19 protein-coding genes and 1 tRNA gene are annotated in these 24,278 nt (G+C 57.3%); 8 read left to right on the forward strand and 12 right to left on the reverse strand.

Annotated elements, in window-relative coordinates; translation table 11 throughout:
• Positions 1 to 12: 12 nt before the first annotated feature.
• The 3 genes from BJL95_RS07410 (at position 13) to BJL95_RS07420 (ending at position 1,979) form a co-directional block, all read left to right on the forward strand.
• Positions 13 to 609, forward strand: a complete 597-nt coding sequence (locus tag BJL95_RS07410; RefSeq protein ID WP_071156715.1) for a response regulator transcription factor — start codon at positions 13 to 15, stop codon at positions 607 to 609.
• Between the two features lie 62 nt (positions 610 to 671).
• Positions 672 to 1,190 carry a PepSY domain-containing protein gene (locus tag BJL95_RS07415; protein WP_071156717.1) on the forward strand — a complete coding sequence of 173 codons (519 nt, stop codon included), beginning with the start codon at positions 672 to 674 and terminating at the stop codon, positions 1,188 to 1,190.
• A gap of 297 nt (positions 1,191 to 1,487) precedes the next feature.
• Positions 1,488 to 1,979 (forward strand): cytochrome P460 family protein, encoded by a 492-nt coding sequence (locus BJL95_RS07420; protein ID WP_064024993.1) that lies wholly within the window; start codon positions 1,488 to 1,490, stop codon positions 1,977 to 1,979.
• 4 nt (positions 1,980 to 1,983) lie between these two features.
• Here the strand turns inward: BJL95_RS07420 and BJL95_RS07425 are convergent, their stop codons facing one another.
• Both BJL95_RS07425 and BJL95_RS07430 read right to left on the reverse strand, forming a co-directional pair.
• A complete protein-coding gene (locus tag BJL95_RS07425; protein WP_071156719.1) occupies positions 1,984 to 2,928 on the reverse strand; it encodes a histone deacetylase family protein in 945 nt (314 codons plus the stop codon).
• A gap of 45 nt (positions 2,929 to 2,973) precedes the next feature.
• Complete coding sequence (locus tag BJL95_RS07430; protein WP_071156721.1) at positions 2,974 to 6,240, reverse strand: EAL domain-containing protein; 3,267 nt, start codon at positions 6,238 to 6,240, stop codon at positions 2,974 to 2,976.
• A gap of 389 nt (positions 6,241 to 6,629) precedes the next feature.
• Here BJL95_RS07430 and BJL95_RS07435 point away from each other — a divergent pair, with 389 nt between their 5' ends.
• Positions 6,630 to 7,706 carry an ecdysteroid 22-kinase family protein gene (locus BJL95_RS07435; protein WP_231883543.1) on the forward strand — a complete coding sequence of 359 codons (1,077 nt, stop codon included), beginning with the start codon at positions 6,630 to 6,632 and terminating at the stop codon, positions 7,704 to 7,706.
• Here the strand turns inward: BJL95_RS07435 and xseA are convergent.
• Positions 7,703 to 9,049, reverse strand: coding sequence for an exodeoxyribonuclease VII large subunit (xseA, locus tag BJL95_RS07440; RefSeq protein ID WP_071156723.1), 1,347 nt, complete (start codon positions 9,047 to 9,049; stop codon positions 7,703 to 7,705). The genes BJL95_RS07435 and xseA overlap by 4 nt on opposite strands.
• A gap of 143 nt (positions 9,050 to 9,192) precedes the next feature.
• Here xseA and dmeF point away from each other — a divergent pair, with 143 nt between their 5' ends.
• Complete coding sequence (gene dmeF, locus BJL95_RS07445) at positions 9,193 to 10,179, forward strand: CDF family Co(II)/Ni(II) efflux transporter DmeF (RefSeq protein WP_071156725.1); 987 nt, start codon at positions 9,193 to 9,195, stop codon at positions 10,177 to 10,179.
• On the opposite strand, the gene BJL95_RS07450 is transcribed toward dmeF, so the two are convergent.
• Positions 10,142 to 10,801 carry a class I SAM-dependent methyltransferase gene (locus BJL95_RS07450; protein WP_071156727.1) on the reverse strand — a complete coding sequence of 220 codons (660 nt, stop codon included), beginning with the start codon at positions 10,799 to 10,801 and terminating at the stop codon, positions 10,142 to 10,144. The genes dmeF and BJL95_RS07450 overlap by 38 nt on opposite strands.
• A gap of 63 nt (positions 10,802 to 10,864) precedes the next feature.
• Here BJL95_RS07450 and BJL95_RS07455 point away from each other — a divergent pair.
• Both BJL95_RS07455 and BJL95_RS07460 read left to right on the forward strand, forming a co-directional pair.
• Positions 10,865 to 10,941 (forward strand) — tRNA-Asp (locus BJL95_RS07455).
• A 103-nt stretch (positions 10,942 to 11,044) separates the two neighbouring features.
• Positions 11,045 to 11,473, forward strand: coding sequence for an Hsp20/alpha crystallin family protein (locus BJL95_RS07460; protein WP_175463663.1), 429 nt, complete (start codon positions 11,045 to 11,047; stop codon positions 11,471 to 11,473).
• Position 11,474: 1 nt separating this feature from the next.
• On the opposite strand, the gene BJL95_RS07465 is transcribed toward BJL95_RS07460, so the two are convergent.
• Positions 11,475 to 11,981 carry an NUDIX domain-containing protein gene (locus BJL95_RS07465; RefSeq protein WP_071156729.1) on the reverse strand — a complete coding sequence of 169 codons (507 nt, stop codon included), beginning with the start codon at positions 11,979 to 11,981 and terminating at the stop codon, positions 11,475 to 11,477.
• Positions 11,982 to 12,044: 63 nt separating this feature from the next.
• Here BJL95_RS07465 and BJL95_RS07470 point away from each other — a divergent pair, with 63 nt between their 5' ends.
• Positions 12,045 to 12,638, forward strand: a complete 594-nt coding sequence (locus BJL95_RS07470; RefSeq protein ID WP_071156731.1) for a TetR/AcrR family transcriptional regulator — start codon at positions 12,045 to 12,047, stop codon at positions 12,636 to 12,638.
• On the opposite strand, the gene lplT is transcribed toward BJL95_RS07470, so the two are convergent.
• The 7 genes from lplT to BJL95_RS07505 form a co-directional block, all read right to left on the reverse strand.
• Entirely contained in the window at positions 12,613 to 13,785 is a 1,173-nt protein-coding gene (gene lplT / locus BJL95_RS07475) for a lysophospholipid transporter LplT (protein ID WP_071156733.1), read from the reverse strand. The two genes, BJL95_RS07470 and lplT, sit on opposite strands and share 26 nt — an antisense overlap.
• Positions 13,786 to 13,817: 32 nt before the next feature.
• Positions 13,818 to 15,992: an AMP-binding protein gene (locus BJL95_RS07480; RefSeq protein ID WP_071156735.1), complete on the reverse strand. Its 2,175-nt coding sequence runs from the start codon at positions 15,990 to 15,992 to the stop codon at positions 13,818 to 13,820.
• 394 nt (positions 15,993 to 16,386) lie between these two features.
• On the reverse strand, positions 16,387 to 18,525 hold the full coding sequence (locus tag BJL95_RS07485; RefSeq protein ID WP_071156737.1) for a hypothetical protein: 2,139 nt from the start codon (positions 18,523 to 18,525) through the stop codon (positions 16,387 to 16,389).
• Positions 18,526 to 19,083: 558 nt separating this feature from the next.
• Positions 19,084 to 19,662, reverse strand: coding sequence for a potassium-transporting ATPase subunit KdpC (kdpC, locus tag BJL95_RS07490; protein WP_071157061.1), 579 nt, complete (start codon positions 19,660 to 19,662; stop codon positions 19,084 to 19,086).
• A gap of 130 nt (positions 19,663 to 19,792) precedes the next feature.
• Positions 19,793 to 21,865: a potassium-transporting ATPase subunit KdpB gene (kdpB, locus tag BJL95_RS07495; protein WP_071156739.1), complete on the reverse strand. Its 2,073-nt coding sequence runs from the start codon at positions 21,863 to 21,865 to the stop codon at positions 19,793 to 19,795.
• Between the two features lie 124 nt (positions 21,866 to 21,989).
• Positions 21,990 to 23,798 (reverse strand): potassium-transporting ATPase subunit KdpA, encoded by a 1,809-nt coding sequence (gene kdpA / locus BJL95_RS07500; RefSeq protein ID WP_071156741.1) that lies wholly within the window; start codon positions 23,796 to 23,798, stop codon positions 21,990 to 21,992.
• Positions 23,798 to 23,887 (reverse strand): potassium-transporting ATPase subunit F, encoded by a 90-nt coding sequence (locus BJL95_RS07505; RefSeq protein WP_064025021.1) that lies wholly within the window; start codon positions 23,885 to 23,887, stop codon positions 23,798 to 23,800. Before BJL95_RS07505 ends, kdpA begins: the two co-directional genes overlap by 1 nt.
• Between the last annotated feature and the right edge of the window lie 391 nt (positions 23,888 to 24,278).

The following is a 24,278-nucleotide window of genomic DNA, read 5'->3' on the forward strand; positions in this document are numbered from 1 at the left end:
CCGGTTCGGCGCATGTCCGTGACATTGCGGGCGGTCTTGAGCGGCGCCGAAGCCGAGGCTTTGGGCATCGATGTCGCGGTGTTGGCGGCGCGGGGCATCGCCCTGTCGCCCGAGGACGGTATAACGACGGACCATGCCGACATCGTATTATTGGCGGGCGCGGGACTACCGACCCGGATTAGAAGCCTGGCATCCACGTATCCCGATTGCAAGATTGCGGCGGTGATTGCGATGTCGGTCGACGACGCCTTGAGTTGCTTGGCTAGCGGTGCGTTGGGTGTTCTACTGGCGCCGCTGCCGGCCGACCGACTGGCGCGGATTCTGGTTCAGATCGCGGCCGGCGGCTATTTTATCGATCAGCGTATCGCGCAAATGTTGGCCTTGCGTCAGCTAAAAAAAATCCTCGAACCGTTCAGCGCGTTGAGTTCGCGCGAATACGATGTTTTCTGCCTCTTGGCCGACGGTAAATCGCTGGCTGAAATTGCCGTTCAATTGGGTGTCAGTCGTAAGACGGTCTCGAACACGCAGACCCAAATCAAACTTAAGCTCGGACTGTCCGGCCGGCCGGCCATCGTTGCCTGTGCAAAAAGACATGGCCTCGTGGGTTAAATTGGCTATAATTCCCGTAAATCGGGAATTATTCCTTTTTTAACAACCTTTGGGAGGATGTCATGAATAAGTCACAAATTGGAATCGCCGTTGCTTTGCTGATTTTCGCCGGCGCCAGCGCCGCGGCCGACCAAGGCTTGGAAAATTGTTTGCAGGCGGTCAAAAAGGACAAAGCCGGTGAATTGTTGAAGCTGGAAAAACTCAATATTGCCGGCAAAGGCGCTTACGAAGTCGAAGTTCGCGACGCCAATCGGACCGAATGGGAGTTTGTTTGCGATGCCGATAGCGGCAAAATCACCGAACGTGAAACCGAAGTCGCCGATCCTAACACCAGCAGCTTCAAGAAAAACGTCAAGGTTACCGAGGAAGATGCCGCTGCCACGGTACTGAAAGCTCATCCCGGTACTATCCAGGAAGTGGAATACGAAGTCGAGGAAAACGGCGCGTCTTCTTATGAATTCGATGTCGTCGGCGACAAAGGCGTGGAAACTAAAGTCGAAGTCGACGCCGCATCCGGCAAAATCATCGAAACCGCGACCGAAGAGTGGGAAATCGGCGAAGAAGCCGACGAGCTGCGTTAAATTTTCCCGAGCTTAGCGGTTATTGCTCGAACCGCTAAGCTCCGTCTCCTCGGGCTCGGTCGAAGAGTCCGCTTCGTGCCGTTAAATCCAGGCAGTTCGGTTTCATAGCCGCCGGAGGTGTTTAACTCCCGAGCCGGCCTTGTCGCTGGCTTTCAGGTCGCTAACACCAACACTCTCGAAGTATTGCACACCATCATCAGCCGACGATAGGCCAGCGTTTCGCCGACTGATCGCGCCGATTCCTGGGTTTGCGGTTAGACTATCGACCCGAATCAATCTTACGGAACGGAGCATTTCATGAAAATTATCGAATACGCCGGCGTGCTGGTCGCGTCGGCATTGGTGCTGGTCGGCGGCGAAACTCTGGCCGAGACCGGCGTCGCGGCCAAAATCGAGCATGGCGAATACCGCGACTGGCGCTTGTTGGGCGTATCGCTACGCCACGATAAGAACAGTGTGCGCGCCATCGTTGGTAACGATGCCGCCATCGCGGCGGCGCGGGCTGGCAAAACCAAGCCTTGGCCCGACGGGACGGTGATCGCCAAAATCAAATGGGATCAACGAAAACATCCGAATTGGGAAGCCGCCACGGTTCCCGGCGCATTCACCGCCGCCGAAGCGATGGTCAAGGACAGCCGGAAATACTCGAATACCGGCGGTTGGGGATTCGGCATTTGGGAAGGCAAAACCTTGAAGATGCTGGACAGCGACAAATCCGCGACCTGTTTTGCTTGTCATTCGCCGATGAAGGACAGCGATTACGTCTACACGCTGAGCAATTTGCAATAAACACTCATTGGGCGTCGCCGCTCGCCATTAGAGCGGCGACATGCGCCGCCACGCTGGCGCCCAGCGCTCGAGGATCATAGCCGCCCTCCAGGCTGGAAACGATCCGTCCTCGGCAACAGGCGTGGGCAATCTCGCAGAGTTGGTCGGTCAACCATCGGAAATCGGCTTCCAGCAGATTCAAGCCGGCCAGCGGATCGTCGCGGTGAGCGTCGAAGCCGGCCGAAATCAATAGCAATTCAGGCTGGAAGGCCGCGACGGCCGGTAGTAGGGTTTCCCGGTATTGGGTCCGGAACGTCGCGCCGTCGGTTCCCGCAGCAAGCGGGAGATTGATAATATTGCCGACCCCGGTTTCCCGCGCCAATCCGCTACCTGGATAATGCGGCCACTGATGGCTGGATGCATACAACACTTGCGGTTGCGCGTAAAACGCCGCTTGAGTTCCGTTACCGTGATGCACGTCGAAATCGACGATGGCGACGCGCGTCAGCCCGTAATGGGTTCTGGCGTATTCGGCGCCGATCGCGATATTGTTGAATAGGCAGAACCCCATCGGGTAGTCCGGCATTGCGTGGTGGCCTGGTGGACGGATCGCGCAAAAAGCGTTATCCGCTGCACCGCTCAACACCTTGTCGATAGCATCGCACACCGCGCCGACCGCCCGAAATGCCGCCGAACGCGAACCCGCCGACCCGACCGTATCGGCGTCGAACTTTACCAGTCCCTCGGCCGGAACGGCTTCAACGACCTTGGCAATCATGGCCTTTGAGTGAATCAAGGCCAATTTGTCTTCGATGTCGTTCGGTAATGGCGCCGCGACCCGCACCAGTTTGGCGAAGTCCGCTGACGACAGTGCGCTATCGATGGCTAGCAGACGAGCCGCTGTTTCCGGATGGGCGGGACCGGTGTCGTGGTTTAAGCAGTCCGCGTGGCTGTAATAAAGTGTCGTCATTCCGATCTCGTTAGTCCTGGGCCGCGCGTGAACGTTGTCGCGGGATCAATCGCCGGACGATGCCGGTTCGGCATGTGCTCGCAACCAATCGGTGAAGGCCTCGGCCGGGAGCGGCTTGCTGAACAGATAGCCTTGCATTTCGTCGCAGCCCTGCTGGTGCAGGTAGTCCAGTTGTTCGACCGTCTCGACGCCTTCGGCGATGGTCTTCAGGCCCAGACTCTTCGCCAAACTGATCACCGCCGCCACGATGGCTTTATCTTCCTGGTCGCTGGTTAGATCGCGGACGAAGGATTGGTCGATTTTTAATTTGTAAACCTTGAATTTCTTCAAATAGCTCAGCGACGAATAGCCGGTCCCGAAGTCGTCTATCGACATCCGGATGCCGCGCTCGTGAAACTGCGCCATCATCGCGATGACGCCTTGCGGATTGTGCATCGCCACGCCTTCGGTCAATTCCAGTTCCAGGTATTCGGCCGGCAGGCCAACTTCATGCAGAATGTCCGCGACCAATTCGGGCAGTTCAGGCTGTTTGAATTGGGCGGCGGATACGTTCACCGCCATGATGAACGGCGGGAAGCCGGCTTGGCGCCAGCTTTCGGCTTGGCGGGCGGCGGTTCGGATCACCCATTCGCCTATGCTCAGGATCAAGCCGCTCTCTTCGGCCAACGGAATGAATTCGGCCGGCGACACCAAACCCAATTCCGGATGCCGCCAGCGCAACAGGGCTTCGGCGCCGATAAGCCGCCGGCTGCCGGAGGCAATTTGGGGTTGATAGTGCAAGGTCAATTCGTCGCGTTCCAACGCCGATCGTAACGCATTCAACAGTTGCAGATTCCGGGCCGAACTGGCCTGCATTTCCGGCGTGAAGAAACGGGCGCCGTGGCGGCCTTCCTGTTTGGCGCGGTACATTGCGGTATCCGCGCACCGCGATAGCGCTTCCAGGTCGTCGCCGTCGCCGGGATAGATGGCGATCCCGATAGAGGCGGTCAACGTTAAATCGTACTGATCGATCCGGTACGCGGCGGCGATGGTATCCAGCAATTTCTGAGCGACCCAAGCCGCGCCGGTGGCATCGGTGCCCGGCAACAGGAAGATGAACTCGTCGCCGCCCAGACGCGTGATGGTATCTTCGTCTCGCAATACTTGTTTCAGGCGGCCGGCCAATTCAATCAGCAAGGCGTCGCCTATGGTGTGCCCCAAGGTATCGTTAATGTCCTTGAAGTGGTCCAAATCCAGGAACATCAGGGCCAGATGCCCGTTAGTGCGTTTCGCGATGCCGATCGCCAGCTTCAGATGTTCGTTAAGCCTGGCCCGGTTCGGCAAGCCGGTCAACGGATCGAAATTGGCCAGGAAATAAATGTCGTCCTCGGCTTTCTTACGCTCTATCGCCAGCGTCACGAAATCCGCCGCCATTTGCAGCAGTTGCAAATGATAGCGGTCGGGCTCCGCCGGATAACTTCGATAAATTGCGAAGGTACCCAGTACGCGGTTGCCGTTGGCGAGGATGGGTTCCGACCAACAACAGCCCAGGTCGGCATGACGGGCGATGTCGCGGTACGCGGCCCAGTACGGATGAGTTTGAATGTCGGCAACGATGGTGCGTTGGCCGGTGTAAGCGGTATTGCCGCAAGCGCCAACGCCGGCACCGATAGGCAAGCCGTCGACCGCCTGATTATAAAATTCCGGTAAATTGGGCGCGGCCGCTAAGCGCAATTGTTGAGTGGCTTCGTCCAATAGCAGTACCGAGCAACGGCTGTCGGCGATAATGGACTCCAGTTTGGTGACGACATTGATCAATATCGCCGACAGCGGCGCTCCGCTATTCAAGCTCTCCAACATAAAGCCACGAAACTGCTCGGCTTGCTGGTTACGGCGGCGTTCTTCCTCACGGTCGAAGCCCATCAACGCGTAGTCGATATCCATCGCCATTTCCAGCAACAGGTTTCGGGCGTCGTCGTCGAAGGCATTTAATTGGCCTGAATATAAATTAAAACTGCCGATGACCCGGCCGTCGCGATGCAAGGGCAATGCGGCGGACGCTTGGACGTAGCACTCCGTGGCTCGGTCGCGCCAGGTGGCGGTATTGGGATCGTTTTGAAAGTCCTGGCACCAGTAAGGGCGGTCCTCGCGTATCGCAATCCCGGTGGGGCCGCGCCCGCTCGGCAGATTCGGATCGATGCTGATTTCAAGCTGATTCAGATAGTCCATGCTGTCGCCGTAACCGGCAACCGGTTTGACCGTTCGGGCGGATTCGTCCACCAAACCGATCCAGGCCATCGTCATGCCGCCGAACAACACCGCGTCGCGGCAGATGATAGGAAACAATTCTTCCTGATTGGCGCAGCGCACGATGGCTTGATTGCACTGACTCAGCGCCGCGTACAACTGAGTCAGCCGCCGAGCCCGCATTTCGGCTTGAAGCTGCTCGGCCTCCAGGCTGGCCAGCCGACATTGCATGTCGGCCAGCCAGGCAATCACGCTGTTGTCTTGCTTGGCGGTCAGCGGAATCGCGGTTCGAAAGTCGCCGCCGCCGATGCGGACCATATGACTGTGTAGTTCTTCCACCGAAACGCCCAACGCTCGGTTCAGATTGCGGAGCGCAAACAGCAAGGTCAGCACCTGAAGCGCGGCCAGAGCGATTAGACCGATCCGCATCGTCATCGCGGTGGAAATCGCTTCGTTCACGGTTTGTTGGGTACGGTTTTCGACCATTTGGTAGGCGGAGCCGATCGGTTCCATGATCGCCGCCTTGGCTTGGTGGTAGGCCGCATCGTGCACCATTTGGCTAGCTCGCATGCGGGTCGGATCGGCGATCGGCTCCGCCTGATCGACCAGAGCCATCGCGGCCCTTTCGATCGCGGTCAACGCGTCGGAGCGGGTCTTGGCCAAGGCTAGATCGGCCATTTCGGTGTCGCTGAAGCCGGCCGCGCGCATTAAGTCCAGCAATGGCGCGGCTCGGTCTTCGGAAGGTCTTGGCCGTCGATCGTCGGCAAAGACCAAGTCCCAATAGACATTTTGATAGTCGACCGGCCTTGGCGCTTTACCGTCGCGAATATCCAGAATCTCTTGATAGTGTTGCTTGTAAATCGGATGGCCGGTGACCACGTAGCTGCGCGCCATGTGGGTCAGATCATCCGAGGACTGGCGCAATTCGCCAGCCAGTAACACCGATTGAATACGGATGTCGTTGGCTCGGTCTATCGCTTTCTCCGAACGGACGTACAGGGTGAACATCGCGGTAAAGCCAACGAAAACCGCGAATGTCAACCACAGGCTAGTCGTGAAGCCTGGCGAACGCAAAGCCTTAACCACGTTGGCCGCTTCCTCTCAGTCGATAGGCAGCCGTCACTTCGGTGCCGAACACATCAAGACGCGCCGGCGCTAGGGTAGATGATGGGATAGGCATTGGATACCGGAGGCGATGAAAAAGGGCTTGTAAACATTCCAGATTCTAGCAAAAGTTGTTGGTCGATATGGGCAATCGAAATGCGCCGCGCGCGCTCGTGGTTGTAACTTACCACCCTAATAGTAAAATGCGCCGCTTTTGTTAAGAAATGTTAGGTTGCGCCGGTCCTCATCGATAGCTTCGAGCGGCGGCGCGTCAACGCAATTTTCATTCGACAGGCGACGATGAACCCATTTTTTTCAGGCGGCCGATCCGAAGTGGCCGAGCGACGCCGGCCGGCGCAACAGGGGGCGTGGTGAGCACGCGGCCCGATATAGTCCTGGCTAAGCCCGAACATTTGTCCCGACAATGGGCGCAGCGAATCGTTGATCAACACGTGTCGGCGGCCAGAGTCGCCGACGTCTGCGTCGATTCGGTCAATGTCGGTACCTCGACCCGCTGGCGGATTACCGTGCAACACGATGCCCAAGCGGAGGTGCCGTCGCGCTGGTTTATCAAAACGCCGTCGCTGGCCTGGCGTTCCAGGCTGATCACCGCCCTGCCTCGGTTGTTGCACAAGGAAGTCAGTTTTTATAAGGCGCTGGCGCCGTCCTTGCCGGTGAGATTGCCTAAAATCCTGGCCGCCCAAACGCGCTGGGGCGGCAGTACGCTGGTGATGGCGGATCTGGCCGAGTTCGGCCACAGGGCCGGTCAATCCGGCGAGGCCTTGACGGCGGAACAGGCCGTGCAAGTCGTCGACAATCTGGCGCGTTTTCACGGACGATTTTGGGGGAACGCCCATTTGCTGCGGGAGCACCGCTGGCTCAACGGCTTCAGTCAGCAAATCGAGCATCAAATGGGTACGGTTCTGGCGGTACCGCTGATGAAGCGGGGACTGCGGAGGGCCGGCGGATTGGTGCCGACCCGCTTGCACGGCACAGCGCTGAACTATGCCCGGAATCGCCGCCGGATTACGCAATCCCTCAGCAGCGGCACCAAAACCCTGATTCACCACGATTGTCATCCAGGCAACTTGTTCTGGACCTCGTCGGGTCCGGGGTTCCTCGACTGGCAGTTGGTCAGGGCCGGCGAAGGGATAGGCGATCTGGCCTACTTTATGGCGACCGCGCTGACTCCCGAAGTGCGACGCGCGCACGAACGGTCATTATTGCAGCGCTATCTCGGCGCGCTGTCCGAACAAGGCATCGATCAGCTCGACGAATCGGGCTTGCTGCGACGCTATCGTGCCCATCTACTCTATCCTTTCGAAGCGATGGTCGTGACCTTGGCGATCGGCGGTCTGATGGACGCCGAACCCAATCTGGAAATGATCCGCCGGGCATCCGCCGCCGTCGACGACCACGACAGTTACGCCGCGCTGGACTTGCGCTAGGCCACGTCCCGTGTAAGCCGTTTGACCTCGCTGACCACTTGTCCGCTCGCCAGACGGGTGGTCAACCAATCGCCGACCGCCAGATCCGCGGCCGATTTAATGATTGCCGTTTCGCCATGACGTTGGACGATCGCGTAGCCGCGCTGCAAGGTTGCCAGCGGGCTAACCGCGTGCAGGGTGGCGCCTGCCGCCGCTTGGCGTTGGGCCAGGTCCGCCAGTTTACGGTTCATCGCCGCAGCCAGCCGTTGCTCCAGAAAATCCAAGCGATTCCGGTAGCGTTCCAATGCGGCGGTGGGCTGGGCCTGTTTCAGGCGAGCCTCGATTTGCAACCAGTGTTGACGCTGCTGGCTAAGCCGGCGCTGCTGAGCGTGGGCCAGACGGCGCTCCAGTTCGTCCAAGCGTTGGGCGTTGCGATGAAGTTTTTCGCCGGGGTGTTGAGCCTGCAAGGCTTTTTCGCGCCAAGCCAGCTGTTGCCGAGAGCTGCTCAGTTTCAGTTGCATTAGTCGCGTCAAGCGCCGTTCCGCGTCGGTAAAGGCATATAGCCAAGCGGCTTGTTCCGGTACGGCGTGTTCGGCGGCGGCCGACGGTGTCGGTGCGCGCAGGTCGGCAACGAAGTCGGCGATTGTAACGTCGGTTTCATGGCCGACGCCGACGATCACCGGCAAGCGGCTGGCGGCGATCGCCCGAGCCACGCGTTCTTCGTTGAACGCCCACAAATCCTCCAGCGAACCGCCGCCGCGCGCCAGAATCACAAGGTCCACCGCCGCATCGCGATTGGCCGCCGCCAGTGCGGCGCTGATTTCGAATTGCGCGGCCTCGCCTTGCACCGCGACCGGATAAATCACCACCGGAATCGCCGGAAAGCGCCGCTTCAGGACCGTCAGGATGTCGCGGATTGCCGCGCCGCTCGGCGAAGTGATAACGCCTATCCGGGCTGGAATTAGCGGCAATACTTGTTTACGGTCGCTGTCGAACAAACCCTCCGCGGACAGCTTGACTTTCAATTGTTCGAAAGCCTGCCGCAACGCACCTTCGCCAGCCGCCTCCATCCGTTCGACGACCAGTTGGTAATCGCCGCGCGGCTCGTACAGGCTGACTTGGGCGGACACCAGCACTTGCAGACCGTTGGCCGGCTTGAACCGCAGCGTCGATTGCTGGCCCTTGAACATCGCGCAGCGTACCTGGGCCTGCGCGTCTTTTAACGTGAAATAGGCGTGACCCGAAGCCGGCAGGCTGAGGTTGGATATTTCGCCCTGTACCTGTACGGTTAGGAAATGCTGCGCTAGCAAGCGCTTGGCTTCGCGGTTGAGCTGGCTGACGGTAAAAACGGACGGATTGGCCATCGGAATTTAGGTGGGTATAACGGAACCGGCATTTTAAAGCGAATCGTGAATTGGCGCCGAGAACGTACTGGGAGTTTGCCGGTCGGCTGAGCTAGAATGCGGTTTTGAATTCGCGCCAGCATCGGGAAATCGGGAAGCCAGTCATGCATGTACATCAATTAAGTCGTTGGGAGCATCCGCACAACTTCGCCAGAATCAACCGTAAGGGTGAGCGGCGGACCAAATGGGTGTTGTTGTTGACGTTTACGACGATGTTGGTTGAGATCGGCGCGGGCATGCAATTTCATTCGATCGCGTTGCAGGCCGATGGTTGGCACATGGCAACCCATGTGGTCGCTTTCATGATCACCATCTTTGCCTATCGTTACACCCGATTGCACCAATTCGACAATACCTTTGCGTTCAGTCCGGCGAAAGTTGGGGTGCTCGGGGGGTTTGCCAGTTCGATCGCGTTGGCGATGGTGGCCTTGGCGATGACCGCCGAGTCGGTCGAAAGGCTGATGATGCCGCAAACGATACGCTTCGACGAAGCCATTATCGTGGCTGCGGTGGGGCTGGTTATCAACTTGCTAAGCGCTTTGTTGCTCCGCGATCACCACGATCACCACCACGGCCCTCGTCACGCCGAGCATGGCCACGATCATGACGATCACGATCACGACCACCGCCATTCTCACGATCACCACCAAGACCATAATCTACGGGCCGCCTATCTGCATGTGATGGCCGACGCGTTGACGTCGGTGCTAGCGATGGTCGCGCTGCTCGCCGGCAAATACTACGGTTGGGTCTGGCTGGATGCGGCGATGGGCTTCGTCGGCGCGTTGGTCATCCTGATTTGGTCTTACGGACTGGTCGGCGAGACGGCGCCGGTGTTGCTGGATCAGAGTATGGCAACCGGTTTTTTGGACAGTATTCGCGGTGAACTGGAGGCCGACGGCGAAACTAAGGTCAGCGATCTGCACGTTTGGCGACTCAGCGCCAATCATTGCGCGGCCATTGTCGGCGTCGTCACGCAATTCCCTCAGTCGCCAGCATATTACAAAACCCGCTTGGCCGGCTTCTCCCAATTGGACCATGTCACGGTCGAAGTCAATCGCTGTAACGGTCGGGATTGCGACGCAGAATGATGGCGTCGGCGGCCACGAATTCGATGCCGCAGTCATAACGGTCCGCCAACCAAGTCAAGGTGTCTCGAGAATAAAAGCCGACATGGGTGAGATCGTTCTTATAGTGCCAGCGCGCGAAGGCGGCGGCGTCAATGACCAGTTTGGTCATCAGTCCCAGATAGCCGCCAGGCCTTAACATGCCGAATATTCGTTCGAACTCCTCTGCCGGCCGCCGAAAATGTTCGACCACTTCGGTGCAGACAATGAAATCGTATTGGCGTAACAACAAGGCCGGGTGCGCGGCGTAAATCGGATCGTATAGCTTCACCGCGTGGCCGGCTTCGCTTAGCATTGCCGCCAAGGCCGGACCGGGGCCGCAGCCGAAGTCCAGGCCGCTAGCGCCGGGCGCCAAGCGTTCTTGCAACGGCGCGGCCAAGCGCGACAGGAAACAACGATAACCGGGGTCGTCCGTTTGGTTCCGATGCAAATCGTAAATCGCTTTCTCGGCATCCTGCGACAAATGCTGGCTGACAGGCACGTAGACCAGGCGACATCGACCGCAACGCCGATAGTCGCGGTTACGGTCGCGATGAAATTCGGCGGAATGAGCGGCGCCGCAAAGCGGGCAGGGAATATCTGGCATAAATGGTATTGGTTTTGCTTGACGGTCAGCAAATATACTGTAGAATGCGCCGCTCTTAACAGCGGAGCGGTAGTTCAGTTGGTCAGAATACCGGCCTGTCACGCCGGGGGTCGCGGGTTCGAGCCCCGTCCGCTCCGCCAACTTCGTTTTTCAGTAGGCCGTTTAGGCTATCCGCCGGTTGTTTTCAAACCGCGATTCATTCCGTATCATTAGCTTTCCCCTAATAACAGCAGGAGAATTGTGATGAGCAGTTTGAGTTCATTCAGTCAACGCGGTTTATTCGACGAGTTGTTTCGGGATATTAGTCCCGGCTATCTGGTGCGGCCGTTGCACGGCGATCCCCTGCCTAGCCAGATCAAAGTCGACATTAAGGAAAATCCGAACGAATTCATCGTCGAAGCCGAACTGGCCGGCGCCAGCAAGGACAACATCCACGTCCGCATCGAAGGTAACGTGGTCGGTATCAGCGCCGACATCAGTCAGATCGACAGTCAGTCCAACGAAGATAAGCTTCTGCGCAGCGAACGCTATTACGGTCAGGTTTCGCGCAGCTTTCAGTTGCCGGTCGATATCGATCAGACCGCCAGCAAGGCCAAATACGATAACGGCGTATTGACACTGACCCTGGTAAAAAGCAAGGCCAAGAGCGGCCAGCGCTTGACGGTAGAGTGATCTAAGCAGTGCGGTCTAGCTCGCGATAGTGGCGCCAGATAATTTTGAACGTGACGGTCAGGGTCGGATCGTCGCGTTCGACCCGTTCGCTGACGGCGTCGGACGTTAGCCAGATGCCGTCGTCGATTTCGGTTTCCGCCAACTGGAATGGACCGTCGTGACGGCAACGGTACACCTGGATGAATTCCATACCCAAGTCCGGTGTCGGCGCTAATTTGAACAGTGCTTGCAGATCGGCGTTGACGCCCAATTCTTCCATCAGCTCGCGCGGCGCGGCGGTTTCGTAGTCCTCGCCGGCATCGACATGGCCGGCCGCCGAACTGTCCCAGAGTCCCTTGTTCAAGTCTTTCAACATCGAGCGTTTTTGCAAAAACAGCTCGCCTTGTCGGTTAAAGACTAAAATATGCACCGCGCGGTGGCGTAGCCCTTGGGCGTGAATCACACCGCGCGGTAAATGGTCGACGACTTGGTCGTCCTGGTCGACAACCGCCAGTAATTCGTGATGCATGACTCGATTCCCAATCCAAGGTCGTGTATGTTAAAGGTTTTTTGACGCTGCCGCAGGGTAAACATGGCTAGAAGAAGCGAACACAGTCAGGAGCAAATCAAGGAAATGGTTTTGGCCGCCGCCGAAACCATCGTCGTGGAGGACGGCTTCAATGCGTTGACGGTCAGAAAAATCGCGATGGAGATAGGCTACACGGTTGGCAGCATTTACATGGTGTTCGCCAATATGAGCGATCTGATCATTCACCTGAAAGCGAGGACACTGGACGAGTTGGCCGAGCATCTGGCGGCCTGTCCGGCCGACGGCGATCCTGGCGAACGTTTGATGAAACTGGCGGATATTTACTTGGATTTCGCCGCCAAGCATTTCAACCGCTGGCGGATGATATTCGATATGCAGAGCGAAGAAGCGCCACCGGATTGGTATCAACAAAAAATCGAGTATATGTTCGATATCGTCGAAAGCTTGATACGGCAACTGCATGCCGGTACCGACGCGGAATCCGAGCGGCGAGCGGCGCGCGCGTTGTGGAGTGGGGTCCACGGCATCAGTATATTGGCGCTGACCGGGCATGGCCAACCGTCCGGGATCGACTCGGCCCGGGCGTCGGTGTCGCTGTTGGTGTCGACGTTTATTCGGGGTTGGCGGGTGGCGTAGTCTCAGGCAAATGCCGGACCACGACGAAGGTAGCAGCCATCAACAAGCCACCGAGCACGATCAGGGCAATGGCCGGCTGGTTTGCTTCGGCCGCCGCGGCGGTATAACCGCCGACAGCGATCAACATCGCCAGGTTCTGAAAGAAATTCTGCATCGCCACCGCGCCGCCGCTGCCGATGCCTTGCTGACCGATTTCCTGCAAAGCCGCGTTGATCGGGACAATGAACATCCCACCGGCGGTACCCATTAAAAACAACACCGCGCGTGCCGGCCAAACTGCGTCGGTAAAGCTCAAGGCTACGATCAGCAAACCCATCGCGTATGCCGGCAGTCTGGCTCGGCGCAGATGTTCCAGCGGAATCAGGCGCGGTACCAAGGCCGCGCCGGCAACGATGCCTATTGCCAAAAACAAGGTCAAATCGGCGATGTCGCTGGCGTTATGCATCAGCAATACCGCCGGCGCCCAGGCGATGACGATCACCCGTACCGCGGCGGCGGCAGCCCAGAATAGCGAAGCGCCGAGAACCGCGAAACGCGAACGCGGCGACGCCAGAAACTCGCGGACCTCGCGGAAAAACAGCAAGATCTTCGACCCCTCCGGAATCGGCTTGCGCAGCCCGGTCGGCAAAAACAGCGTGGTCGCGGCCGAGACCATAAACAGCGCGATCGTCGAGGTCAGCGCCCAATACACCGAATAATCGGCCAGTCTGGCGCCGACCGTCATACCGGTCAGAATCGCCAATATCGTCGAACCTTCTATCCAGCTGTTGGCTTTGACCAAACGGGCGTGGCCAGCCAGTTCCGGCAATATCCCGTATTTGGCGGGGCTGTATAGCGCCGCGCCAACTCCGACCAGACAATAGGCCAGCAGCGGTTCGACCTGCAATAACAGTAAACCGGCTCCGCCAGCCTTAATCAGATTGGCAACGATCAGGATTCTGGCCTTGGGATGTCGGTCGGCGAGGCCGCCGACCCAGGGCGCCAGCACCACGAACGCTACCAGAAACACACTTTGCAGCGCCGGCACATACCACGGCGGCGGATGGTCGGCTTGCATTACCATCGCGATAACGGTAAACAAGATGGCGTTGTCGGCGAACGCGGACAAAAATTGGGCGACCAACAGCGGGTAGATAGATTTATTCATGACCTTGGGGCGTTAGGATTAAGTCGCTAGGGTCAGGCGTCGTCGCCGTCGTCGGTGTTTGCGGCGTTTAACCACTCGGCTGCCAATTGGGTCGCGCCGGGGTAATCGGTTTTGCCGGTTCCCAATATCGGAATGTGTTCGACGATCATGACTTTTTTCGGCAGATTGATTGCCGCCACGCCGGGCGAGGCGGCCGCTAGGGCCTTGGGCGTCGCCAGCTTGACGTTGGTCAGCAATACCAGTTGCTCGCCTTTTTTCGGATCGGGCAGGGCGACCACGGCATGATGGCCGTCCGGCCAGGCTTGTCCGGCCAGTTGCTCGACCGCCGTTAGCGACACCATCTCGCCGCTAATTTTGGCGAAACGTTTGCTGCGCCCTTGAATGTGGATGAAGCCTTCGTCGTCCACTTGCACGATGTCGCCGGTATCGTACCAACCGTCGCCGTAGACCGAGGCCGGTGGTACCAGGATGCCGGGATTGGTCGGTAGCAGATAGCCTTTCATGATGTTGGGGCCGCTGACATGCAGTTTACCGCCGTGCTCTATGCCTTCCACCGGCTCCAGCTTGTAGAGCATGTCGGGCATGAAACGGCCGACACTACCGGCTTTGTAGTCCATAGGCGTGTTGACCGAGGTCACCGGCGCGGTTTCGGTGGCGCCGTAGCCTTCCAATATCCGAATGCCGAATTTGTCCATCCACAAATGGCGGGTGCTTTCCTGCAATTTTTCGGCGCCGGCCACGACGTAACGCATGTTATAGAAATCATAGGCGTGGGCTTTCTTGGCATAAGCCGCCAAAAAGGTATTGGTGCCGAACATGATGGTCGCGCCGATGTCGTAGGCGATTTCCGGAATCACGCTGTAATGCAGCGGCGACGGATAGAAAAATGTAGTCATCCCGTTCAACACCGGCAGCATGGTGCCGACCGTGAAACCGAAGGAATGAAACATCGGCAGAAAATTCAACACCACGTCTTGCGGATTGAAATTGATCCTGGCCTTTAACTGTTTGTGATTGGCGATAATATTGCCGTGCGACAACACAACGCCTTTCGGCTCGCCCTCGGAACCGGACGTAAACAGGACCACGGCGGCATCGTCCGGACTGCAGCGGCGGTGATCGTACCAATAGTCGGCGGTCTTGGCTTGGATAAAACCGATGATTTTGGCAAAGGCATTCACGCCGGCCGCCAAATCTTCCAAATACACCAGATTCACCTGCTCGGACAAAACCTGTGCTTCGGTTTGCAAGTGGGCCAGTTCGATAAAGCGCCGCGAGCTAACCACGGTTTTGACGACCCCGGTCCGGCACGCCGACTTCATACCCGTCGCGCCGATTGAGTAATTCAACATCGCCGGAACTCGGCCATACAGTTGTAAACCTAGAATCACGCACAGGGTTTTTGCCGAATTCGGCAGCAGTACACCCACCTGATCGCCGCTGGCGCTGATATTGCGCAACAGTTTGCCGACAATAATGCTACGGGTCACCAAAGCATCGTAATTCAGCGGTTTGCGATCCAGGTCTTCGGCTACCCGATGTTTACCACCGTGTATCGTTCTGGCCTCCAACAACGCCGAAAAAATGGTTTGCCGGTAGTGACTGCTGGCGAACATCATCTCGGTCATGATGTCGGCTAAAATATGGCCGCTGTATTTTCGGCGGGCTTTGCCGGTCACCGCGCCGTGGGTGTCTATCCGGGTCGGCGGCAGAATTTGCAGCGTGATGCGCGGAAACCAGCGCAAGCGCACGATATTGCGTAGCTTGGAAAAATGGGTGTACTCGGCGCCGTCGATTCGGATCGGCAAAATCGTCGCGCCGGATTTGTCGGCGACCATACCGGTACCGTCGTAGATTTTCATCAGCGAGCCGGTCACGGTGATACGGCCTTCCGGAAAAATGACCGTGCGGGTGTCGTTTTGCAAATGATGAATCAGCGCCTTCAACGACAGCGGATGGGTTGGGTCCATCGGAAAGACCGTCGATAACCTTAAAAACGGTTTCAGCCACCATTGTTGGGAAATTTGGGTATTGATCGCGAAAGTGATGTCGTCCGGCAAAAACACGCCAAGTAACAACGGATCGAGAAAAGAAGTGTGATTGGAGATAATCAGCACCCGTTTGCCGGCTTGGGCGTAGTGCTCCAAACCATTGACCTTCACCTTGAAGACCAGCGTCATTAGCCAGCGTAAAACAATCTTTAACATAGATATCCTCCCGTGCGCGCATATTAGCAGACAGTCAGCGAATTGCCGGGCGCCAATATATTACAGAATTAAACAATGTTCAATTATTAACGTAATCGCCTCCCTTCGTCAGTTCGGAATGAGCGAGGCTTAGAGTCGACGGTGTGAGGCTAGCGGTCGGTCCGGCGCGGCCGGTGGCGCTTGGTTACGCTTAAAAACAGCATTGCCCGACAGGACCTTAAGGATGCGGAGCTTGATTACCTGGACCGCTAGGTCGAACAACTCAGCAATCCAGCTTTAGAACTCGAGACGAGGGAAAATATACCATCGACCGGCAATCGGCTTGTTTGCAACGCGTCCGCATGAAAAAGCCCGCTCGCGTTGCCGCGCGCGGGCTTTCGGAAAGAAGGCGTTTTTAGCCTTCGGTGACGATCAAGGCCTTGGCCTGATTTTTCAGAGTGATGGCCTGTTGCAGCAAGCGTAGGCGTTGTCCACCGGTCATGAACCACCCGTTAACGGCGCGATGTTCATAATCCAATGCTTTTTCCAACTTGTTTAGGGCTTCCGGATAGGGATTGATCACCGCCTCGGATAGCACCCTGATTGCATCCTGAGTGTCGGCGATGGCCAGTTTTACCGATTTCACGCTGTTGGCGTTAGCCTGGTCGACGGCTTTTTGATCCAGCGCATTCGAACTGCGGATGTTTTCCAGCACATTGATCGAACGCAGAAACAGCGCAACCGCGATAACTTGCGACGAGTCGAGCTTCACCTGACGATTGACGCCTTTGGAGGTAAACGCCCCCGGCGACTGGTTGAAGGATTCGGTGTTGTAGTAGGCGACGGTCTCTTCCAGCGTTGTGACGCTGTTATTATGAAAGAACGGCGCGGTATCGGCGGCTTCGACCAACGGGGGCGTGTTGAAACGGTTCAGGCGCGGATGATCCGCGGGCCGAATGTTGCGCGGATCGACGCTTCCGTCGCTGTAACAAGGCTGATCGTAGTCCGGACCGCAATCGCTTTGCAGAACTTGGCCGAATCCGCCGTCGTAGGCCACGCTAGTGTCGGCGAGGTGATGCAATTGATCGCGCATGCGCTCGATGCCGGTGTCGCGGGTCGGATTACCGCCGGTCGTGGAACTGATCGCGCCGGCGTTCATATGGCAGCCATTGCAGTTGGCCGAGGTGCCGAAGACCGGCGTGCCGCCGACCGGGTAGCCGTTGCTCAAGGTCTCGCCGGGGTTGTTCTTGGTATTGAACAATTTCAGACCGCGTTGCACCAGCGGCGACTTGAAGGTCATCGCCGCCAGATTGATGTCGGCGCTACGCCCCAGCGATAGCATATAAGCTTCCAGCGCATCCAATTCGTCTTCGGTTGGCAGCCGGAAATCGACATTCTCGACCCGATCCAAACGCTTGGGCAAGTGTTGTTTGACCGCACCCTTGGCGAAATCGCGCAACGAACCGCCGTCCGGCGCGCCGTCCCCACCCCAGCCGATGGCTTCGGTTTGGCGATTGTCTTGCTGCGCGATCGGATCGTGTTCCGCGAAATAATCGTTGTCTTCGGTGAATTCACCACCCATCGCCAATGTCTCGAATTTCAACGAAGCCGACAACCCCAGCAAATGCGGCGCTGCCCGCATCACCGGCGGTTTGCCGAAGCCGTCCACGTTGGCGACGAATAGCCCGAACTGACGTAACAGCGCGGGTTTTTCCAGATCAGCCAGGGCCGGGTTGTTTTCCGCGACGAACAGCGGATCGCTGGGCGGTAATTTAGCGATATACGCCGGATCGATAGTGTGATTGCGGTCGGGACGGTGACAGGTGGAACAGGTTCGGCCGTTACCGCCGAAGGTTTCTTCGGTGAACAGCTTTTGACCCTTGGCGATTAATTCGGCCAATTGTTGGTCGGTGGTTGCCGCGGTGGCGGCGTTCGCCGTTTTAGGCAGCAGAAAACCGAAAGGGACTTCGGCTTGACCCGCCGGTTCCGCGTGGCCGACAGTGCCCAGATTGGCCGCTGGCCAGTAGCGTTCAGTGTAGTAAACCCGTTGCAGCAATCCGGGAGAACCGAATAGCAGACCGCCTTCGCTTGGGGTTTTGCCGGCCAAGGTTATCGCAACGCTGTCCAACGTAAAGCCGTTCAGACGGTCGCGATCGAGCATGGTTGCGAAAACTTGTTTGTCCGCTTTTACGGACAACGGACCCAGCTTGATCGCGTTGCCGCTGTGATGGTTGTCGATCAGCCAGACGTCGTAGGGCCGCTCGGCAGACAAGCCTTTAACCGAAATGCGCACTTGCCCGCTCATCAGATCGATAGCGGCCTGACCTTGGCCGTCGCTGAGTTCGCGCGAAAGCGATTTGGAATAGCCGAGACCGATGTTGACGGTTTCCGGGTGGCCCTGTATTTCGAACGCGGATTTCCAGCGTTCGTAGACCGAGCCTAGCGTTTCGACGCTGCCGACACCGGTATAAGGCGCCTCGATTCGCGGCATCAGGCTGTAGCCCAGCGCCAGCGCGGCTGCAAAGGCCAAGGGAAGTGTGATGGTTTTTCTCATAATGTATCCTGTCGTGGGTGATAGTCCGATGCGGCGGCTGCGGGGCGATGGAAACGGATAGAAAGCACTATTCCGGGTGTTTCTGCTCCAGACAACCTGAATCGACGAATCCGCGCGGCATCGGCTTTCGCGGAGCAATCGGCGTGCCCACATTGACGGTTGATTTTTCCAGAAAAAATACTCTATATAAGTCAATAGCCTACAGCTATTTTTCTTCAGGCGGCGGCTTAAAAAGATCGGAGCGGGGTGTCGTAGACGAATAATGAAAAAAGTCAAATAGACATCGATTCAAAAAATAGGGGATATGACCTAGTGGTGTGTGAAATAACACAGAACGAATCAAATTCGCTCGGAGTCGACCCAATTTGTCTGGGAAATCCTCAAAAATGCCGACGTACGTTTTTACTTACAAATTACCCGTATTGATACGTTCGTTATTTCCTTGAAGAAATTCAGGTATTTAACTTGGAGGACGGTTCCGGAGCGAATAAAGCGGAGTGTGTGAAATGACCTATTCTTGCCGCCTTCAACCAAGCCTACACGCATTTCCCTGTATCACTAGCGGCTTGCCCGGTCCAGTGCCAGATTCAATCTCAACACATTGACTCTGGGTTCGCCAAACACTAGCCATTGCCGGCCTTCGGTATGCGCATCCACTAGTTCGCGCAGCGTGGCTTCGTTAATTTTGCGGACCTTTGCGACCCGTTTGATCTGATATTCGGCAGCGGCGACGCTGATATGCGGATCCAGGCCGCTTCCGGATGTGGTGACCAGATCCACCGGCACCGGCGAGTGGTTGCCGTGATCGGCGTCTTTCAGCGCTTGTATCCTGGCGGCGACCACGTCAGCCAACGCCGGATTGGTCGGCCCCAGGTTGGAACCGCTGGAAGCGGCGGCGTTATAGCTATAGGGGCCCGTGGCCGAGGGCCGGCTCCAGAAATATTTCGGCTCGCTAAAAGTTTGGCCGATCAGTTCCGAACCGATCGGCTGGCCTTGCTGGTTTTTGATCAGGCTGCCATTGGCTTGCTCGCTGAACAAGGCTTGCGCCAGCACCGTCACCAGGGCCGGATAAGCGGCACCGGTCACCAGGGTCAGCAGGAACAGCATCATCGCTGCGGGTTTTAAGTAAGTAGTCATCATTTAATGCCTTAATAATTCTGTAAAAACGCTCTCTCGGCAAATGCTCCCGGCGTTGCTCTACCTCCTGCATCCTTGCAGTCGTCCACCAGGAGAGGGAACAAAGCTCTCGGTATTTGTTGTGCCTGGTTTACACCAGATTCATCGCAACCAAAATTAAATCGATCGCCTTGATGCCGATAAACGGCACGACCAAGCCGCCGACGCCGTAGACCAGCAAATTGTTTTGCAGCAGTTTTTCCGCACCGACCGGTTTATAGCTGATGCCTTTTAAAGCTAGCGGGATCAGCGCGATGATGATCAAGGCGTTAAAGATAACCGCCGACAGAATCGCGCTGGCCGGCGTCGCCAAACCCATCACGTTCAGCACGTTCAAGGCCGGATAGGTAGTGGCAAAGGCCGCCGGGATGATCGCGAAATATTTGGCGACATCGTTGGCGATACTAAACGTGGTCAGCGCGCCGCGCGTCATCAGCATTTGCTTGCCGGTTTCGACGATTTCGATCAGCTTGGTCGGGTTGGAATCCAGATCGACCATGTTGCCGGCTTCCTTGGCTGCCTGGGTGCCGCTGTTCATCGCCACCGCCACGTCGGCTTGGGCGAGGGCCGGGGCGTCGTTGGTTCCGTCGCCGGTCATCGCCACCAAGCGGCCGTCGGTTTGATGTTGACGAATCAGATTCAGCTTGGCTTCCGGGGTGGCTTCGGCCAGGAAGTCGTCGACGCCGGCTTCGGCGGCAATCGCGGCGGCGGTCAGGCGGTTGTCGCCGGTGATCATGATGGTTTTAATGCCCATCTGCCGAAGTTCGATAAAACGTTCCTTGATGCCGCCCTTAACGATGTCCTTTAGTTCGATGACGCCCAGCGCTTTAGCGCCATCCGATACCACCAGCGGCGTGCTGCCCCGGCGCGCGACATCGTCGACCATTTTCTTAAGCTCTTGCGGCACCTTGCCGCCTTGTTCTTCGATATGTTGCCGAATCGAATCGGCCGCGCCCTTGCGGATTTGCCGGCCTTCCAGGTTGACGCCGCTCATCCGGGTCTGGGCGCTGAAATGCACGAAAGTGGCGCCCAGGGAATGGATATCGCGTTCGCGAATATTGTATTTTTGCTTCGCCAGTATCACAACGCTACGACCTTCGGGCGTTTCGTCCGCTAACGAGGCCAGTTGCGCGGCATCGGCCAGTTGGCGATCCGTCACGCCTTTGACCGGAAAAAAACCGGAGGCCTGGCGGTTACCCAAGGTGATCGTACCGGTTTTGTCCAACAGCAGCACATCGACGTCGCCGGCCGCTTCCACGGCCCGGCCGGAGGTGGCAATCACGTTTTTCTGCATCATCCGGCCGATGCCGGCCACGCCGATCGCCGACAGCAAACCGCCGATAGTGGTCGGAATCAAGCACACCAGCAAGGCCACCAACACGGTGACGCTGATCGGACTGCCGGCGCCCGCGGTCTGCACGCTGTACAGCGAGAAAGGCAGCAAGGTCACGGTCGCCATCAGGAACACCAGCGTCAACGCCACCAACAAAATGGTCAACGCAATCTCGTTGGGGGTTTTCTGGCGTTTGGCGCTTTCCACCATGCCTATCATTCGGTCCAGAAAGGTTTCGCCGGGATTGGTACTAATACGCACCACTAGCCAGTCGGACAGCACTCGGGTGCCGCCGGTCACCGAGCTGAAATCGCCGCCAGACTCGCGGATTACGGGCGCCGATTCGCCGGTGATCGCGCTTTCGTCCACCGAGGCCACGCCTTCGATGACATCGCCGTCGCCGGGCACGAAATCGCCGGCTTCGATCAGCACTACATCGCCTTTACGCAGACTGGAGCCTTCGACTTTGCTGTAGTTGCTGCCGTATTTGGCTTCGTCGAGCTTTTTGGCGGCGATGTCGCGTTTGGCACTGCGCAAAAACGCGGCTTGGGCCTTGCTGCGGCCTTCCGCGACCGCTTCGGCGAAGTTGGCGAACAGCACGGTAAACCACAGCCACAGCGTGATGCTCATTATAAAACCCGCGGATTCTTCGCTTTCGCCGTTCAGCGCTTGCAACCACAACACGGTGGTCAACAAACTGCCGAGGTAGACCACGAACATCACCGGGTTTTTCCATTGTTGTTGCGGCGTCAGTTTGGCAAAAGCATCGAACAAGGCTTGTTGCAGAATTTGCGGGTCCAATAAGGACGTTGAAACGGGTTTGCTAGTCATGATGTTATCTCTATTCTGATGCGCCTTTGGGGGCAATCGGCGCTGCCATGGCGGGTTACGGTGCGTACAAAGATCATCGTTTGTCGGAGAACTTTCTGCCTTGCGCACCTAATCCACCCTAAATTTATTTGGTGGCCGTCATCTGCAAATGCTCGACGACAGGCCCCAAGGCCAAGGCCGGGACGAAGGTCAGCGCGCCGACCATCAGCACGGTGATGATCAATAAAACGGCAAACAACGGCGTGTGCGTCGGCAGGGTGCCGGGGCCGACCGGCACGGTCTTTTTGGCCGCCAAAGAGCCGGCAATCGCCAATACCGGAATCATCAACCAATACCGAGAGAACAGCATCGCCAGACCCAGCATGAAGTTGTAGAACGGTACGTTAGCCGACAGACCGCCGAAGGCGCTGCCGTTGTTATTGCCGGCCGACGACCAGGCATACAGCACTTCGCTGAAACCGTGAGCGCCGGGATTGAAGATCGACGCCCTGCCGACATCCAGCATCAGGCTCACCGCCGTGCCGCCCAATACCATCAAAGGCGGAATCAGGATAATGATGGCGGCCATTTTCATCTCATAGGCTTCGATCTTTTTGCCTAAATATTCCGGGGTACGGCCTATCATCAGGCCGGCGATGAACACCGCGACGATCGCAAACACGATCATGCCGTACAAGCCGGAACCGACGCCGCCGAAAATCACTTCGCCCAATTGCATCAGCCACATCGGCACCATGCCGCCGATCGGCGTAAAAGAATCGTGCATGGCGTTGACCGAGCCGTTGGATGCCGCAGTCGTCGCCACCGCCCATAGGCCGGAGTTGACGATGCCGAAACGGGTTTCCTTGCCTTCCATATTGCCACCGGCCTGTTGGTTGGTGGCGGATTGATCGACGCCCAGCAAAGTCAGGGCCGGCGTTCCGCGCTGTTCGGCCGGCACCGTCACAAAGATCAGCGCGACAAACACCAAGGTCATTGCCCCAAGGATTACCCAGCCCTGACGGGTATCGCCGACCATCGCGCCAAAGGTATGGCACAGTGCGGCAGGGATCAGCAGGATGGCCAGCATTTCCAGGAAATTGGACAGCGGCGTCGGGTTCTCGAACGGATGAGCGGAGTTGACGTTAAAAAATCCGCCGCCGTTGGTCCCCAATTGTTTGATAGCAACTTGCGAAGCCGCCGGCCCCATCGCCAGGGTTTGCGTTTGGGTGGACACGGTTTCGGTCACCGGTTTGCCCGCGGCATCCACCATGGCTTTACCATCGGCATCCAGTTTCGGTGCCGAGTAGCTGACCGCTTCTTGCAAATTGACGGTCTGATACGGATTGAAGGTTTGCACCACGCCTTGACCGACCAATACCATCGCCAGCAAAAACGACAAGGGCAGCAAGATGTACAACGTGCTACGAGTCATGTCCACCCAGAAGTTACCGATGCTGTTGCTGTTACGGCGATTAAAGCCGCGAATCAGCGCTACCAGCACCGCCATGCCGCTGGCGGCCGAGACGAAGTTTTGTACGTTCAGGCCCAGCATCTGGGTCAGATAGCTCATCGTGGTTTCGCCGCCGTAGCCTTGCCAGTTGGTGTTGGTGGCGAAGCTGACCGCCGTATTGAACGCCGAATCGGGCGTCACTGCCGCTAAGGCTTGCGGATTCAGCGGCAACACGTCCTGAAAACGTTGTAGGCAGTAAACCGCCAGCAATCCGAACAAATTGAACGCCAGCATCGCCAATGCATATTGCGTCCAGCGCATTTCCTGTGCCGGATCGACACCGCTGAGGCGGTAAAACAGCCTTTCAACGCCGCCAAACCAGCGATTCAAGCCCACGGATTCGTCTTGATAAACCCGTGCCATATAAGCGCCCAAAGGTTTGGCTAAAGCCAACAGCGTAAAGACGTAAACGGCAATCTGTAAAAAACCTTGACCTGTCATCAGAATTTCTCCGGATAAAACAATGCCACGACCAAATAAACGAACACGGCCAGCGTCAAGCCGCCGCTTAGTAAATAAATCCAGCTCATGATTGCCCCCTCAACGCTTCGCACGCGCCGATCAATAATGCGGTCGCCACAAAGAACACCGCCGTTAACAGCAAATACGCAATATCCATTTGGATTACCTCGTTAAAATTGAAAAAACTACGATTGCAATCAGCCGCGATCGCCTGTTAAACAATGTACAAAACGACCGATAAAAAAGTCGTAAAAATAGCCATGCCGGATATAAATGGAATATAAAAATCAGAGTGCCGGAAGCACGCAACGGCCTTATCGATCCTAACTGCGGCTACGACAGGGTTACGCCACGGAGACTTAAAATGAGGGCATCGGCGCGGCTTTAGCCGCGATTAAGGGCGTCCGGACACCGGTATGTCTGCAGCGCCCAGCGACTTTTATAGTAACAAGATGGTCT

The sequence above is a fragment of the Methylomonas sp. LWB genome (genome assembly GCF_001856095.1).
GTDB classification, from domain to species: domain Bacteria; phylum Pseudomonadota; class Gammaproteobacteria; order Methylococcales; family Methylomonadaceae; genus Methylomonas; species Methylomonas koyamae_A.

Bases quoted from the DNA above. Each gene is read 5' to 3' on its own strand.
- BJL95_RS07410 (WP_071156715.1), top strand. From the start codon at position 13: ATGTCCGTGACATTGCGGGCGGTCTTGAGCGGCGCCGAAGCCGAGGCT.
- BJL95_RS07415 (WP_071156717.1), top strand. From the start codon at position 672: ATGAATAAGTCACAAATTGGAATCGCCGTTGCTTTGCTGATTTTCGCC.
- BJL95_RS07420 (WP_064024993.1), top strand. From the start codon at position 1,488: ATGAAAATTATCGAATACGCCGGCGTGCTGGTCGCGTCGGCATTGGTG.
- BJL95_RS07425 (WP_071156719.1), bottom strand. From the start codon at position 2,928: ATGACGACACTTTATTACAGCCACGCGGACTGCTTAAACCACGACACC.
- xseA (WP_071156723.1), bottom strand. From the start codon at position 9,049: ATGGCCAATCCGTCCGTTTTTACCGTCAGCCAGCTCAACCGCGAAGCC.
- dmeF (WP_071156725.1), top strand. From the start codon at position 9,193: ATGCATGTACATCAATTAAGTCGTTGGGAGCATCCGCACAACTTCGCC.
- BJL95_RS07450 (WP_071156727.1), bottom strand. From the start codon at position 10,801: ATGCCAGATATTCCCTGCCCGCTTTGCGGCGCCGCTCATTCCGCCGAA.
- BJL95_RS07460 (WP_175463663.1), top strand. From the start codon at position 11,045: ATGAGCAGTTTGAGTTCATTCAGTCAACGCGGTTTATTCGACGAGTTG.
- BJL95_RS07465 (WP_071156729.1), bottom strand. From the start codon at position 11,981: ATGCATCACGAATTACTGGCGGTTGTCGACCAGGACGACCAAGTCGTC.
- BJL95_RS07470 (WP_071156731.1), top strand. From the start codon at position 12,045: ATGGCTAGAAGAAGCGAACACAGTCAGGAGCAAATCAAGGAAATGGTT.
- lplT (WP_071156733.1), bottom strand. From the start codon at position 13,785: ATGAATAAATCTATCTACCCGCTGTTGGTCGCCCAATTTTTGTCCGCG.
- BJL95_RS07480 (WP_071156735.1), bottom strand. From the start codon at position 15,992: ATGTTAAAGATTGTTTTACGCTGGCTAATGACGCTGGTCTTCAAGGTG.
- BJL95_RS07485 (WP_071156737.1), bottom strand. From the start codon at position 18,525: ATGAGAAAAACCATCACACTTCCCTTGGCCTTTGCAGCCGCGCTGGCG.
- kdpC (WP_071157061.1), bottom strand. From the start codon at position 19,662: ATGACTACTTACTTAAAACCCGCAGCGATGATGCTGTTCCTGCTGACC.
- kdpB (WP_071156739.1), bottom strand. From the start codon at position 21,865: ATGACTAGCAAACCCGTTTCAACGTCCTTATTGGACCCGCAAATTCTG.
- kdpA (WP_071156741.1), bottom strand. From the start codon at position 23,798: ATGACAGGTCAAGGTTTTTTACAGATTGCCGTTTACGTCTTTACGCTG.
- BJL95_RS07505 (WP_064025021.1), bottom strand. From the start codon at position 23,887: ATGAGCTGGATTTATTTACTAAGCGGCGGCTTGACGCTGGCCGTGTTC.